14 protein-coding genes and 1 pseudogene are annotated in these 14,162 nt (G+C 69.2%); 6 read left to right on the forward strand and 9 right to left on the reverse strand.

Annotation, left to right across the window (positions count from 1 at the left end; translation table 11 throughout):
* Window positions 1–16: 16 nt before the first annotated feature.
* From JWP54_RS14675 to JWP54_RS14690, 4 genes are all read right to left on the reverse strand, one after another.
* Window positions 17–1,057, reverse strand: a complete 1,041-nt coding sequence (locus tag JWP54_RS14675) for a CHAP domain-containing protein (protein WP_297373317.1) — start codon at window positions 1,055–1,057, stop codon at window positions 17–19.
* A gap of 124 nt (window positions 1,058–1,181) precedes the next feature.
* Window positions 1,182–1,691 (reverse strand): HNH endonuclease, encoded by a 510-nt coding sequence (locus JWP54_RS14680; protein WP_297373319.1) that lies wholly within the window; start codon window positions 1,689–1,691, stop codon window positions 1,182–1,184.
* Between the two features lie 357 nt (window positions 1,692–2,048).
* Entirely contained in the window at window positions 2,049–2,837 is a 789-nt protein-coding gene (locus JWP54_RS14685) for a C40 family peptidase (protein ID WP_297373321.1), read from the reverse strand.
* Window positions 2,838–3,153: 316 nt separating this feature from the next.
* Window positions 3,154–3,861, reverse strand: coding sequence for a metal-dependent transcriptional regulator (locus JWP54_RS14690; RefSeq protein ID WP_297373323.1), 708 nt, complete (start codon window positions 3,859–3,861; stop codon window positions 3,154–3,156).
* A 73-nt stretch (window positions 3,862–3,934) separates the two neighbouring features.
* Here JWP54_RS14690 and serC point away from each other — a divergent pair, with 73 nt between their 5' ends.
* On the forward strand, window positions 3,935–5,050 hold the full coding sequence (gene serC / locus JWP54_RS14695) for a phosphoserine transaminase (RefSeq protein WP_297373325.1): 1,116 nt from the start codon (window positions 3,935–3,937) through the stop codon (window positions 5,048–5,050).
* A 9-nt stretch (window positions 5,051–5,059) separates the two neighbouring features.
* Window positions 5,060–5,230: pseudogene (locus JWP54_RS14700) on the forward strand (DUF2530 domain-containing protein); the annotation flags it as partial.
* Here JWP54_RS14700 and JWP54_RS14705 read toward each other — a convergent pair.
* Both JWP54_RS14705 and JWP54_RS14710 read right to left on the reverse strand, forming a co-directional pair.
* Window positions 5,156–5,911, reverse strand: a complete 756-nt coding sequence (locus tag JWP54_RS14705; protein ID WP_297373327.1) for a DUF3027 domain-containing protein — start codon at window positions 5,909–5,911, stop codon at window positions 5,156–5,158. The pseudogene JWP54_RS14700 and the gene JWP54_RS14705 sit on opposite strands and share 75 nt — an antisense overlap.
* Window positions 5,904–6,284, reverse strand: coding sequence for a cold-shock protein (locus tag JWP54_RS14710; protein WP_265401236.1), 381 nt, complete (start codon window positions 6,282–6,284; stop codon window positions 5,904–5,906). The genes JWP54_RS14705 and JWP54_RS14710 overlap by 8 nt, the downstream gene beginning before the upstream one ends.
* Before the next feature lie 94 nt (window positions 6,285–6,378).
* On the opposite strand from JWP54_RS14710, the gene JWP54_RS14715 reads away from it, so the two are divergent.
* From JWP54_RS14715 to JWP54_RS14725, 3 genes are all read left to right on the forward strand, one after another.
* Window positions 6,379–6,654 carry a multidrug ABC transporter ATPase gene (locus JWP54_RS14715; RefSeq protein ID WP_297373330.1) on the forward strand — a complete coding sequence of 92 codons (276 nt, stop codon included), beginning with the start codon at window positions 6,379–6,381 and terminating at the stop codon, window positions 6,652–6,654.
* A gap of 5 nt (window positions 6,655–6,659) precedes the next feature.
* Window positions 6,660–8,507 carry a helicase-associated domain-containing protein gene (locus tag JWP54_RS14720; protein ID WP_297373332.1) on the forward strand — a complete coding sequence of 616 codons (1,848 nt, stop codon included), beginning with the start codon at window positions 6,660–6,662 and terminating at the stop codon, window positions 8,505–8,507.
* Window positions 8,508–8,588: 81 nt separating this feature from the next.
* Window positions 8,589–10,241, forward strand: coding sequence for a DNA repair helicase XPB (locus JWP54_RS14725; RefSeq protein WP_297373334.1), 1,653 nt, complete (start codon window positions 8,589–8,591; stop codon window positions 10,239–10,241).
* Between the two features lie 63 nt (window positions 10,242–10,304).
* On the opposite strand, the gene JWP54_RS14730 is transcribed toward JWP54_RS14725, so the two are convergent.
* From JWP54_RS14730 to JWP54_RS14740, 3 genes are read right to left on the reverse strand one after another with little or no spacing between them, the layout of a single operon-like run.
* A complete protein-coding gene (locus JWP54_RS14730; protein WP_297373336.1) occupies window positions 10,305–11,054 on the reverse strand; it encodes a pyrimidine reductase family protein in 750 nt (249 codons plus the stop codon).
* On the reverse strand, window positions 11,054–11,962 hold the full coding sequence (folP, locus tag JWP54_RS14735) for a dihydropteroate synthase (RefSeq protein ID WP_297373338.1): 909 nt from the start codon (window positions 11,960–11,962) through the stop codon (window positions 11,054–11,056). Before folP ends, JWP54_RS14730 begins: the two co-directional genes overlap by 1 nt.
* 51 nt (window positions 11,963–12,013) lie before the next feature.
* Window positions 12,014–13,309, reverse strand: a complete 1,296-nt coding sequence (locus tag JWP54_RS14740) for an FAD-dependent oxidoreductase (RefSeq protein WP_297373340.1) — start codon at window positions 13,307–13,309, stop codon at window positions 12,014–12,016.
* Window positions 13,310–13,461: 152 nt separating this feature from the next.
* On the opposite strand from JWP54_RS14740, the gene JWP54_RS14745 reads away from it, so the two are divergent.
* Complete coding sequence (locus JWP54_RS14745; RefSeq protein WP_066597326.1) at window positions 13,462–14,154, forward strand: response regulator transcription factor; 693 nt, start codon at window positions 13,462–13,464, stop codon at window positions 14,152–14,154.
* The last annotated feature ends 8 nt before the right edge of the window (window positions 14,155–14,162 follow it).

Consider the following 14,162-nt stretch of genomic DNA (forward strand, 5'->3'; position numbering starts at 1 on the left):
AAGTTTAGCCGGAACTCTAGGACGGCGGGTACAGGAAGAGCTTCACGGCGCTGATCGGCACCGTGCGGGTGTGATAGGCGTGCGAACCCATCCAGTTGTACTCCTCGAGCACGACGGTGCCGTCGCCGGGCACCAACTGCACATAGGCCACGTGGTTGTAGTTGAAGGTGGCGACGGCACCCACGACGGGCGTGGTTCCGGTGGGCCGGCCCTTGGCCGCCCAGTTACGTGCCCAGGCGTCGCCGTTGCCGCCGCCGGGTGTCAGGTTCCCCCAGGTCCACTTCCACGGGCTGCCCGAAGCGCCGGCATCGCGGTTCAGTCGCCACGCCACGAAGTCCACGCACTCCCGGTAGTAGTAACCGAGGGGCGAGAGCCCGCCGCCCTGGTCATCCGTCGCCGCGGTCGGCCACGGGTAGTCGTCGCCTTCGGCGCGAATGCCGTACACGGCGAAGCCGGCGGCAGCCGAGCGTTCGGCCGCATCCTCGGCCAGTCGGCGAGCCTCGATCTCGTCGATCTCGGCCTGACTCGTCGAGCTGAAGGCGTCGCCCACGATGCTCACTGCCACGGCGGCGGCAGCCACGGAGACCCGCTGGGCCTCACCGGACGGCTGGGCCGTGATCGCCGTCGACCCGCCCTGCGGGGCGAATGCGTACGCCGGCAGTGCTGTGGTCAGGAAAATCGCCGGGATCGCGAGCAGGGTCACCATCTTCGCGAGTGGCTTCCGACTCGCGCGTCGGCGAGCGGCGGCGGGCGGCCGGGAATCGAGAGGAGGGAGTGTCGAACGGGTCCGCGGGCGGGCCGGGCGGGCGGGCGGCCGGCGGACGCGGGCGGCTGCGTCGGGCGTGATCGCGGGCACCGCGGTTCCGACCACGACGGCCAGGTCCGGGGACACGGACGCGATCGGCGTCGGCGGCACGGGTACAGGCACCGGCGCCAGGGCGGACGGTTCCACGGTTTCAGCGGCGAGGGCTTCGGCTTCGCGGCGGGCGCGCAACTCACGGCGCGTGGGAAGCGCGCCGTCGCCCTCGGGCGAACCGGCTGGGCCGGAAAAAGTCACAGATATTCCTTTAGACGGCCAAAACCGGGAGGGGACTTTCCAACCTTAACTGATGCGGGCCGCTCCTGTCGCATTGAGCGTTACGTTTTCGTGACATTGGTGCGACATCCGCGCGACTATCTGGTCATGCGGCGCTCTGCGCGGCCGGCGCGAGGAACTCGTCCCACTGCGGCAGCGGCCGCTCCACCCCGCTCAGGGTCCACGTCGTACCCTGCGGCATCCGCGGGTTGAAGTGCATGGCCCAGCCCATTTCCGCGGGGGTGCGGTCGCTTTTGAGGTTGTTGCAGCGCAGGCAGCAGGCGACCAGGTTGTCCCAGGTGTCGCGGCCGCCGCGGGACCGCGGCTGCACGTGGTCGATGGTGCTGGCGGATTTGCCGCAGTAGCAGCAGCGGTGCTCGTCGCGCCGCAGCACCCCGCGCCGGCTGACCGGCACCGACCGGGAGCGCGGCAGGCGCACGTACCGGGTGAGCAGGATGACGCTGGGCCGCTCCCACGGCCCGGTGGCCGCCCACACCGGGTGGCCTTGGTCTGCCTGGATGATGGTTGCCTTCTGATTCATGACGAGCACGAGTGCACGCTTGAACGAAACGACCGCAAGGGGTTCATACCCTGCGTTGAGGACCAGTGTGCGCATGCGCTCCCTTTCGAAAAAGGCTGGACGGCTTCCAGCCATTCGAACTGCTGCCTGATGTCGACGGGGAGGAGGGGCAGGCAAACAAAAAGGGGCGTCGTCATCATGACAACGCCCCTCGGGCCACAGAGCTCGAAGCCCCCCCGATAGATTTGACTGCTGTGCCGCAACACAAAGCGTCCGCGCACATCCATGGTGTGGATCGTGCGTAGCTTGCGCATCGGCTCTCCTGTAATCCCGCAGAACATCAGGGGATCAGGTTAACTCACAAATGGTGCGCCGCGAAACGTGGCGCACCATTTGTGCTAGGCGTTACCCAGTGTTAACCGGCCAGGACCGACAAGCGGCTGCCGCCGGGCGTCAGATGCCCAGGCGCACGATGAAGTAGTCGCTGGTCCAGAGCGGCTGAACGCGCACGGCGGCTCCTTCATACGGGGCGTGCAAAATGTTGCCGTTGCCGGCATAGAACCCGTCGTGCCCGTCCATAATCACCAGGTCGCCCGGCTGGGCGTCGGCCAGCGCGATACGGGTGCCGGCGGCACCCTGCCCGGTGGAGGAGTGCGGCAACGAGATGCCGAACTGGGCGTACACGTACATGACGAAGCCCGAGCAGTCGAAGCCGGCCGGAGTGGCGCCGCCGTACACGTACGGCACACCCTGGTACTGCAGGGCGACGTTGTACACCGAGGCGAGGTGGAAGCTGGGGTAGGTGGGGCTGGCGGCGAACTCGGCCGCGGACGGTCCGGAGTAGGAAGCAGCGTAGCTGGTCATCGATGCGGCGGCAGCGACCCGGGTGGCTTCCGCAGCTTCCGCGGCTTCCGCAGCTTCCGCGGCGTCGATGTCGGCCTGCGGGGTGGACGAGAAGCCGTCTTCGGCCACAGTGACGGTGGCGGCCGCGTTGTCCACGGCCACGTTCTGGGCGCCCGCCTTGGTCAATTCGGTGGCATCGGTGGCGGCGAAGGTCGATTCGGTGTCCGAGGGCGCGAACGCGTACGCGGGCAGGGCCATCGTCGCGACGAGCCCGGTCGCGAGGGTCATCATCACCATGCTGCCGACCTGGCCGCGTCGGGCCGCGCGTTTGACCGGGGTGCCCGGTCGCACCACGGTGCGGGGGCGGATCTCCATCTGCGTCGCGCGCAGCGGCTCCACGGCGGTGGGACGAACGGCGAGCGCCGTTGAACGTCGGGGGCGGGTGAACAGTCTTCTACCTAATACAGCCAAAAGTTAACCTCCGGCGCCTCGACAACACTAGGTAGTTGCCCCGTCCGATGCGGCTGACCGCGTGAAATTACCGCGACAGGAGACGGGCGGAAAAGAGGCGTCCTGCGCGGGCCCGACGGTCGACCTCTGACCTGTGGGCAGGTTGAACGCTACGTGACGAAAAAGCGTTTGTCACCCCGAAAACACTGAATCTAACGAATTGGTAACGAACCTGTGAATCCGCCCAGATATTCGGCTGGTTTTCCTACACCCCAACGGGGGGCGTGGTCACGAAGATGTGGCCGGCGACCTCGTTGGGCAGCTCGAGCCCGTCGCCGAAGCCCTCCACCTGGACCAGCACGTAGGAACCGACGGCGGAGAACACGCCGGTGTTGCCCGGCATCACCCCCGACTGCTTGAGTTGCGCGAGGAGTTCGGGGTCGAACTGAACCGGTTCGCCCATGCGGCGGATGACCGCGCTGACGGGCGTCGGCGATGCCGCGACGATGTCGAGAAGATTGGTGACTCCGGCCATGAACGCCACCGCGGGCGAATCGCCCAACTCGTCGAGCCCTGGGATCGGGTTGCCGTACGGGGATTCGGTGGGGTGCCCGAGGATTTCGAGAATCTTGCGCTCGACCTGTTCGCTCATCACGTGCTCCCAGCGGCAGGCTTCGTCGTGGACGAACTCCCACTCGAGGCCGATCACGTCGCTGAGCAGGCGCTCGGCGAGGCGGTGCTTGCGCATCACGTGCACGGCCTTGGTGCGTCCACTGAAAGTCAATTCGAGGTGGCGGTCGCCGGACACGACGACGAGACCGTCCCGCTCCATGCGCGCCACCGTCTGGGAGACCGTCGGCCCGGAGTGTCCCAGCCGCTCCGAGATCCGTGCGCGGAGAGGAACGATGTTCTCCTCCTCCAGATCGAGGATCGTGCGGAGATACATCTCGGTCGTGTCGATAAGGTCAGTCATTCCAGCCTCCCGCTCGGCCATATGTGCAACGCCACAACACTACCCGTGCGGCCCGGCCAACTAGAATCCTGTTATGCCGGACCTACAGATCCCCAACGAATTGCTGCCCGCCGACGGACGTTTTGGCTGCGGCCCGTCCAAGATCCGCCAGGAGCAGCTCGACTACCTCTCTGGTGCCGGCGCGAAGATTCTCGGCACCTCCCACCGCCAGGCGCCGGTGAAGAACCTCGTCGGCCGGGTCCGCGCGGGGCTCAGCGACCTGTTCCGTGCCCCCGAGGGCTACGAAATCGTCATGGGCAATGGCGGCTCGACCGCGTTCTGGGACGCCGCCGCGTTCTCGCTCATCGAGACCCGCGCCCAGAACCTCGTTTTCGGTGAGTTCGGCGGAAAGTTCGCGGCCGCCGCCGCCGCTCCGTTCCTTACCGCCCCCGACGTGATCACGTCCCCGGTCGGCTCGCGGGCCGCCGCCGTTCCCACCGAGGGCGTCGACGTGTACGCCTGGCCGCAGAACGAGACGTCCACGGGCGTCATGGCCCCGGTCACCCGGGTGCAGGGCGACGCGGGCGCGCTCACCGTCATCGACGCCACCAGCGCCGCCGCCGGCATCGACTTCGAGGCCGACCAGGCGGATGTCTACTACTTCGCCCCGCAGAAGAATCTCGCCTCGGATGGCGGCATCTGGTTCGCCCTCTTCTCCCCCGCCGCCATCGAGCGGGTCGAGCGCATCGCGGCCAGCGGCCGCTACATCCCCGAATTCCTCAGCCTCAAGAACGCCATCGACAACTCCCGCCTGAACCAGACGCTGAACACGCCCGCCGTGTCGACGCTGCTGCTGATGGAGAACCAGCTCGACTGGATCAACGGGAACGGTGGCCTCGCCTGGGCGTCCGCGCGCACCGCGGAATCCTCGTCGGTGTTGTACGACTGGGCCGCGACCGTGGATTACGCGACGCCGTTCGTGACCGACCCGAGCGACCGCTCGCAGGTCGTCGCCACGATCGACTTCGACGACAGCATCGACGCCGCCGCCATCGCCAAGGTGCTGCGCGCCAACGGCATCGTCGACACCGAGCCGTACCGCAAGCTCGGCCGCAACCAGCTGCGCGTGGCGACGTTCACGGCGATCGAGCCGGCGGATGTGCGAAAGCTTGTCTCGTCGATCGAGTTCGTTGTGGCCAACCTGGGCTAACCTCAGGCCATGCGGTTCTGGCTCAAAGACAGCGAACGCCGGCCAGACCCGCTGCCCGCCCGCGCGAATGCGCGGAAGGCGGTGGCAGCGGGGTCGGCGCTGTGGCTAGTCGCCCTGGCGTGCGCTGTCGTTTTCCGAGCTGAACTGCATGCCGCGGGCCTGGACTGGTGGCTGTGGTGCGCGGTCATCGGCCTGGCCCTTGGCCTGGCCGGTCTCGGCTTCGTGCTGCTCCGGCGCCGCTGACGGCTCGCTCAACTGGGAAGCGGTGAGCGCCTCGTCGAAGTCGATGCCGTCGAGTACGTCCACGCCGTCGTCGGCGACGTCGTCGGATTCGGCGCTCTCGTCGTCGGTGTCCTCGTCGCTGTCGTCGTCGTCCTCGTCGCCGTAGTCCTCGTCGACGAGCTCGACGGCGGCCAGTTCCTCCGCGACCTTCACATCGGCCAGCCGGTCGCTCCACGGCACCCACTCCGGTGCCAGCAGCGCGTCGTCGCCGGGCATCAACTCGGTCTCCAGCACCTGCGGTTCGGCGTCGCCGTCCACCCGGGACAGGCTGACCGTCCACCGCCAGCCCGGGTAGCCGGTCATCAGGCAGTCGAAGAGCAACGACAGCACGTGCTCGCCCTCCACGATGTAGCCGAGCGGTTCACCGATCGTGTTGGCCGGCGTGATCAGTTCCAGAGCGGTCCTGGCCTGGTCGGTTGCGCCGGCGAGCACCTCGTCGGCCTCCCACACCTCGTCGACGTCGGCTTCGACCGCGGTATCGCTCGGCGCATCGGCGGGCGAGGCCGTAGCGGCCTCCTCCGTCGGAGCCGTGGCCACCGGTGTCTTCTGCGGCGGGGTGGGATCGAACGGATCAAGCATCCAGTTCCTCGGCAACCTTGCGCAGCATGGCCGCGATCTTCTTGCTGTGCGAGCTGTCCGGGTAGCGTCCACGGCGCAGGCTCGCGCCGATGCCGTCGAGCAGCTTGACCAGGTCCTCGACGATGATCGCCATGTCATCGGCCGGCTTACGGCTGAGCTTGGCCAGGCTCGGCGGTGCCTCCAGGACGCGCACGGACAGCGCCTGTGCGCCGCGTTTGCCGTCGGCGATGCCGAACTCGAGTTTCATCCCCGCCTTCACCGTCACTCCGGCGGGCACCGCAGATGCGTGCAGGAAGACTTCGTGGCCGTCATCGGAACTGATGAAGCCAAAACCCTTCTCCTCGTCGTAGAACTTGACTTTGCCGGTGGGCATCTGAACCTCGCTGTGATTTTGGGGCGCGCAGAATGCGTGCCAACCAGATACAGCTTATTCCGTTGTAGCTGACCGTGCCCCGTATCCTTGGACTGTGACCACTCAAACCCCACACGATCCCGGCCGTCTCGAGAAGATCCTGGCGTACATGGTCGCGGGTGTCGTCGGGCTGTCGATCCTGGCCTTCCTAGCCGTCATCCTCGGCACCGCCGCCGGTGTCGGAGACAACGACGGATTCAGCCAGGGCGTCTGGCCGGCCGTGCTCACCCTGCCCCTGTTCGGTCTACCCCTCGGTTTCCTGCTGGTCATCACCCTGATGATCGTCAGCGGACTCCGCCGCGCACGCGAGGCCCGACAGAAGCAGGAGTAGCCCACATGCTGACGCTCGCCTCACGCCTCCGCGCCCTGGACGACGCAGCACTGCGCCGCACGATCGCCCTGCGCGGAGTTCCCGCGCACGGCATCCACGACTTCTTCGACCTCGCCGAGGCGCTCCTGGCTCCCGACGCCCTCGAGTCGACGCTCTCCCGCCTGGACCGCAGCACCCTCGCGGTGCTGGCCGTGGCCGGCGAACTCGGGGAGCCCTCGATGGCAGAGCTGATCGAAGGGCTCGCCGACCTCGGCCACGACACGCTCGACGCCGCCGACATCGCCGCCAGGGTCGCGCGCCTCGAGGAGCTGATGCTGGTGAGTGCCGAGGACGGTACCGTGGTGCCTTTCGCCGCGGTGACCGCGCAGCTGCGCGGCTGGCCCCAGCGCGGTCTGCCGAGCGCCGCGGACCTGGCCGGGGTGCCGGCGCCCGCCCCGCTCGCTCCGCTCTCAGCCACGGACAATCGCTTCACCGAGCGCCTGGCTGCGGAGCGCGCCTTCGCTGCCGTGTCATCGATCGCCGAGCTGCTCACCGAGCTCGGCCAGGAACCGGCCCGCGAGCTCAGCCGTGGCGGTCTGGGCCTGCCGGACACCAAGCGCCTCGCCACGGCGATGGGAATCGACGTCGATGAGGTCGCCCCTCTCGTCAGTGTCGCCGAACGGGCCGGCCTGGTCACCCTCGGCGGCGGTTACTGGGTGCAGTCCCCCGCCGGCGAAACCTGGCCGATCGACGGCGCCGCGGCGCGCTGGGGAGTCCTGGCCGCATCCTGGCTCGACGCTCTGCCACCGGATGTGCGTGAGATCCTGGCCCAACGGCCCGGTGTCGCCTGGGGCGATGCCATGCACCGTTTCGTGGCGTGGCTCTACCCGGCCGGCGGCGCCTGGATGGACGAACGGATCGCCGTCTTCGCCCGGGATGCCGAACTGATCGGGATCACCGCGCGCCAGACGACGAGCGCGGCGGGCGCGTTGGTGCTCGTCGGCGACATCGACGCGGCCGTGGGCATCATCGCCGCCTCGCTGCCCGCCGAGGTGGCGACCGTGTACCTGCAGCACGACCTGTCCGTCGTCGCACCCGGACCGTTGTCGCCGTGGATCGATGCCCGGCTGCGCACCTTCGCGGATGTCGAGAGCCGCGAACTGGCCGCGACGTACCGGCTGAGCGGAGCATCGGTCAACCGCGCCCTCGCCACCGGTGACGACGCCGACTCGCTGTTGGCATTCCTCGCGTCGATCTCCGTCACCGGGATTCCGCAGCCCGTCGACTACCTCATCCGCGACGCCGCCGACCGGTACGGGCGGGTGCGGGTGGGCAGCTCGCGCCCCGACGAGCAGGCCGGCGCCAGCTACATCGCCTCGGACGACATCGAGCTGCTCGCCGCCATCGCCGTGGACCAGACCGTCGCCCCGCTCGGGCTGACGCCGGTGTCCACCACCCGGCTGAGCAGCCCGTTGCCGGCCGATACCGTGTTCTGGGCGCTCACCGACGCCCGGTACCCCGTCGCCGCCGAGAACGCGGCCGGCGAGATCGTGCATCCGCGCCGGCACGCGGTGAGCCCCCTTCCGCGCACCCCCGTGCCGGATCCCGGCATCGCTCTCGTGCAAACGCTGCGCGCCACCGACGGGGGCGAGGCCAAGGCCGCCAACGCGTGGCTCGCCCGGCAGCTCGATTCGGCGATCAAGCACCGGCGGTCCGTGCTGGTCAGCGTCCAGATGCCCGGCGGTGAGGTTGTCGACTACCTGCTCGAACCGGCCAGCGTCGGCAACGGGCGGTTCCGGGCCCGCGACCGGCACGCCGACATTGAACGCACCCTGCCGCTGTCCAGCGTGGTGAGCATCACCCCTGCCCCGTGATCGGTCGGGCGGGGCGACGGACGGCGCTTCCCTGAACGCGGGTGCTGAGTCCGACGGCCCATCGGCGTACCATTGACGGTTATGTCCGTTGGCCCGCTGATCGTCCAAAGTGACCGCACGGTTCTGCTCGAAGTCGCGCATCCTCTCGCCGAGGATGCCCGGCACGACCTGGCCGTTTTCGCCGAGCTGGAACGTGCGCCGGAGCACATCCACACCTACCGCATCACCCGGCTGGGCCTGTGGAATGCGCGAGCGGCCGGCCATGACGCGGCGAACATGCTGGCCACCCTCGAGAAGTATTCCAAATTCGCGATCCCGCAGACGGTGTCGGTCGACCTCGAGGAGACCGTGGGCCGGTACGGCCGCCTGGTCATCGACCGCGACGCCGACGGCCAGCTGGTGCTGCGCAGCCTCGACGCCCCCGTGCTCACCGAGGTCGCCGCCGCCCGGCGCATCGCCCCGCTGCTGATCGGCCAGCCCACTCCGGACTCGTTCCTGGTGGCGCCGTGGGCGCGCGGCCAACTCAAGCAGGAGCTCGTCAAGCTCGGCTGGCCGGCAGAGGACCTCGCCGGGTACACCCCGGGAACCCCGCACGACATCGCCCTGCTCGAAGACGGCTGGGCGCTGCGCGACTACCAGAACAAGGCCGTGTCGAACTTCTTCGACGCCGGCTCGGGCGTTGTGGTGCTGCCCTGCGGGGCCGGCAAGACCCTCGTCGGCGCCGGCGCGATGGCCACCGCGAAGACCAACACCCTGATCCTGGTCACCAACACCGTCTCGGCGCGGCAGTGGCGCGATGAGCTGCAGAAGCGCACCACCCTCACCGCAGAGGAGATCGGCGAGTACTCCGGCCAGGTGAAGGAGGTCAAGCCCGTCACCATCGCGACGTACCAGATCCTCACCGCGAAGCGGAAGGGCGAGTACGCGCACCTGGAGCTGCTCGACGCGATGGACTGGGGTCTGGTCATCTATGACGAGGTGCACCTGCTGCCGGCCCCGGTGTTCAAGCTCACCGCCGAGTTGCAGGCCCGTCGCCGACTCGGGCTCACCGCCACCCTGGTGCGCGAGGACGGCCGGGAGGGCGACGTGTTCAGCCTGATCGGGCCCAAACGGTTCGACGCCCCCTGGAAGGAGATTGAGGCACAGGGCTTCATCTCCCCCGCCGCATGCTTCGAGGTGCGCATCGACCTGCCCCAGTCCGAGCGGCTCAGCTACGCCGCCGCACCCGACGATGAGCGCTACCGGATGGCCGCGACCGCGCCGGCCAAGCTGGACGTGGTCAAGCAGCTCGTGGCGATGCACCCGGGCGAACGCATCCTGGTGATCGGCCAGTACCTCGACCAGATCGACGAACTCGCCGAGACGCTGCAGGCGCCCAAGCTCACCGGCGCCACGCCGGTCGACGAACGGGAACGGCTGTACCAGGCGTTCCGGGTGGGTGAGGAGAATCTGCTTGTGGTGTCCAAGGTCGCAAACTTCTCCATCGACCTGCCGGAGGCCTCCGTCGCCATTCAGGTCTCCGGCTCCTACGGGTCCCGCCAGGAGGAGGCCCAGCGCCTGGGGCGCCTGCTGCGCCCCAAGGAGTCCGGCCTCACCGCCACGTTCTACACCCTCGTGGCCCGCGACACGGTCGACCAGGACTTCGCCCAAAACCGCCAGCGCTTCCTAGCCGAGCAGGGGTACTCCTACACGATCCTCGACGCCCACGCCCTGGAGCTGGTCCGCGAACCCTGACCAGACCGCGCCTCGTGGGAAGGACAAAGTGCCCGGACAAGGACGGAAGCCGGCAGGTGGTCCTTATCCGAGACCGTTGTCCTTACCCACGGCAGCGCGCAGGTAGCGCAGCAGGAGGGTGTCGCCGGCCGGGAGGGCGTGGGCCAGGCGCATCCGGCGGGGGGACGCCTCCCGTGCGCCGGCTATGCGGGGAGCGCGTCCGGACTCCAGCAGGGGCGCAAGGGTGAGGCAGAGCTCGTCCACGCGGTCGGCGGCCAGCAATGAGCCGAACAGGCCCGGCCCGCCCTCGCAGAGCACCTGCGGGTAGCCGCGTTCCGTCAAAGTCGTGACCATCAGCGCGTGGTCCACGGCTGAGTCGCCGCAGACCAGCACGTCGGCCACCTCGGCGAGCGCTGCGCGCCGGTCGGCCGGGGCTCCGGCGTGCGTGATCACCATCGGCCGGCTGGCCGCCCGCGTGAATACCGGATGCGTGGCGTCCAGGTCGAGCCGGCCGGACACGATCGCCACCGGCGGGTGCTCCGGCAGGCCGTGGGCGAGGCGCCAGGCCACAGCGTCGTCGGTGAACCGGATGCCTCCGTACCCCTCGGCGCGCACCGTGCCGGCGCCCACCAGGATCACGTCGCTGAGCATGCGCAGGGTGTCGAAGACGAGCCGGTCGGCGTCGTCACCGAGGCCGCCGCTCAGCCCGTCGTGGGTGGCGGCGCCGTCCAGGCTGCTGATGAAGTTGACCCGCAGGTGCGGGGTGCTCCGATCGGTCACGACGTACCGGCGGAGCACGTCGTCCGGGTCGAGCGTTCCGGCGGCGGGCGTCATCAGGTGAGGTTGTGGCGCAGGTAGGCGGGCTCGCGGAAACCGAGGATGGCTTCGACCATCCGCACGGCGTCGACGGCGGCGGGAACGTTGTGCACCCGCACGATCCGGGCTCCCTGCAGGATGCAGAACACCGCGGCGGCGAGTGTGCCCTCCACCCGCTGGTCGCGGTCCCGGTCGAGGGTCTCGCCGATGAAGTCCTTGTTCGACACCGCCACCAGCGTGGGCAGCCCCAGCGTGGTGATCTCGCCCAGCCGGCGGGTGAGTTCGAGGGAGTGCCGGGTGTTCTTGTTCAGGTCGTGGCCGGGGTCGATGACCAGCCGGTCGGCCGGCATCCCGTGCCGCACCGCCCGGTCCACCCGGTCCAGGAGGAACGCGGCGACCTCACCGACCACGTCGTCGTACCGCGGCGCCGGATACGGGGTGCGCGGCCGGGCCAGGCTGTGCGTGATCACGAGTGTCGCGGCACTGTCGGCGACGACTTCCGCCATCCGCGGATCGTGCACCCCGGTGGTGTCGTTGATCACGTGGGCGCCGGCGCGGATGCTGGCCCGGGCCACGTCCGGATCGAAGGTGTCCACAGAGATCACGACGCCGGCGCCCCGCAGGGCCTCGACCACCGGCACGACCCGGTCGATCTCCGCCGCCACCGGAATGGCCGGCCCCGGCGCGAACTTCGCCCCGCCGATGTCGACCCAGTCGGCGCCATCGAGAACGGCCCGGCGGGCGGCGGCGACGGCCGCGTCGAGCGTGAAGGTGGCACCGCGGTCGTAGAAGGAGTCCGGCGTGCGGTTGATCACCGCCATCACCGCCACCTCGCGGTCGAAGTTGAAATCGCGCCCCCCGATGCGGCGCACGGGCACGTCGAGCCGGGGCAGGATGACCCCGGTGGCGGCGGTCGAGCTGGGCATCTGGCTCCTCGTGCTGGGCCGCCGCGACAAGCGACGGGTATTCGGCAAGGCCTACCCCGACAACGGGAGAAGCAGGTCTTCCAAGGCTATGTTCTCATCCGTGAGCCGGTTCGCCTCCACCCGCACGCCCGAGCGGATGAGGCGCTGCACGGTCTCGTTCACGCCCCAGACGTTCACGTTCATGCCTGCGACGACCTGCCCGTCGGCGAGCCAGAAGGCCACGAATCTCCGCCCCGCCCGGTCACCGCGGAACACGACGTCCGCCTGCGCGGCGAGCTCGCCGAAGCCCGAGTACTCCATCCCCAGGTCGAACTGGTCGGTGTAGAAGTACGGGATCGCGTCGTACTCGGTGGTGTCGCCCAGTATCGCCCGACCGGCCGCGGCGCCGGCGGTGTCGGCGTTGGCCCAGTGCTCCACCCGCATCCGGTGGCCCAGCCTGGGGTGGAAGACGTTGGCGACGTCGCCGACGGCGAAAACATCGGGGTCGCTCGTGGCAAACGTCGCCGAGGCGGCGATGCCGTTCTCCACGCTCAGGCCGGACCCCAGCGCCAGCTGGGTGTTCGGGGTGGCGCCGAGGCCCACCACCACGAGATCCGCGCGCACCAGGGTGCGATCGCTCAGCCGTACCCCGGTCACCCGGGTGCCGCCGCTGCGGCTCTCCCCCTCCAGCTCGACCACCGTGGTGGAATTGCCCACGTGAACGCCGTGGTCGCGGTGCAACTGCTCGAAGACCGCGCCGACCTCGGCGCCGACCGCGGAGGCCAGCGGAACGGCGCCACGCCCCAGCACGATCGCCTCGTTGCCGTAGCCCCTGGCCGCGGCGGCGACCTCCAGCCCGATCCAGCCGGTACCGATGATCACCACCCTGCGGCCGCCCGCCGCCAGCGCGGTCCGCAGGCGCTCGGAATCGGCCAGGCTGCGCAGATAGTGCACGCCGGGCAGGCTCGCCCCAGGCCCGGGAAACGGCCGCGGCGACGCGCCCATGGCCAGCAGCAACCGGGAATACCGGACGGTGCGGCCGTCGTCGAGGGTCAGCCGGTGCCCGCCCCGGTCGAGCACCGCCGCCCGGTGCCCCGCGATCCGCTCGATCCCGTTCTCGGCATACCAACCGACCGGATGCACGTCGACGACGTCCCGCCCGGCGGTGCCGGCCAGGTACTCCTTCGACAGCGGCGGGCGGATGTACGGGGCGTCGATCTCCTCCCCGATCAGCAGCACCCGTCCGGTCGAGCCCGCGCGCACGGCCTCAGCCGCCCGGGCTCCGGCCAGGCCGGCGCCGACGATCACCACCGGCTCGTCCGCAGGGTCCCCCGGGGTGCCCGATTCTCCGATTCCCCGCTCCACCATGGCTTCCCCTCGCCCCGGTTGGTTCCCGCACGACCCGTCGAGGACGACGGTATCGGCATCAGCCCCGCACCGGAAGGGCTACCGGCCCGAGACTGCGCGGGCATACCGCCCACTCTCAGGGAAGCATCAGCTAACGCGCAGATACTAGGGGCATGACTGACGGCCCCCGCATCCTTATCGTTGACGACGAACCCAACATCCGGGATCTCCTCACCACCAGCCTCCGCTTCGCCGGTTTCGCCGTGCGCGCCGTCGGCAACGGTGCCCAGGCGATTTCCGCGGTCCTGGAGGAAGAGCCCGACCTCATCATCCTGGACGTCATGCTGCCGGACATGAACGGCTTCGGCGTCACCAAGCGCCTGCGTTCGGCCGGTTACACCGCCCCGATCCTGTTCCTCACGGCCAAGGACGACACCGAAGACAAGATCACCGGCCTGACCGTGGGCGGCGACGACTACGTCACCAAGCCGTTCAGCCTCGACGAGATTGTCGCCCGGATCAAGGCGATCCTGCGCCGCACCATGCACGCAGATGAAGACGCGGTGATCCGTGCCGGTGAACTCACCATGGACCAGGACACCCACGAGGTCCTCGTCGGCGACCAGCCCATCGAGCTCAGCCCCACCGAGTTCAAGCTGCTGCGCTACCTGATGCTCAACCCCAACCGGGTGCTCTCCAAGGCGCAGATCCTCGATCACGTTTGGGAATACGACTTCAACGGCGATGCGGGCATCGTGGAATCCTACATCTCGTACCTGCGCCGCAAGGTCGACATGCACTCCAGCGAGCCGCTGATCCAGACCAAGCGCGGCTTCGGATACATGCTCAAGGCCGCGAAGGCTTAGACGCTCAG

The organism is Cryobacterium sp. (genome assembly GCF_025463825.1).
GTDB lineage: Bacteria > Actinomycetota > Actinomycetes > Actinomycetales > Microbacteriaceae > Cryobacterium.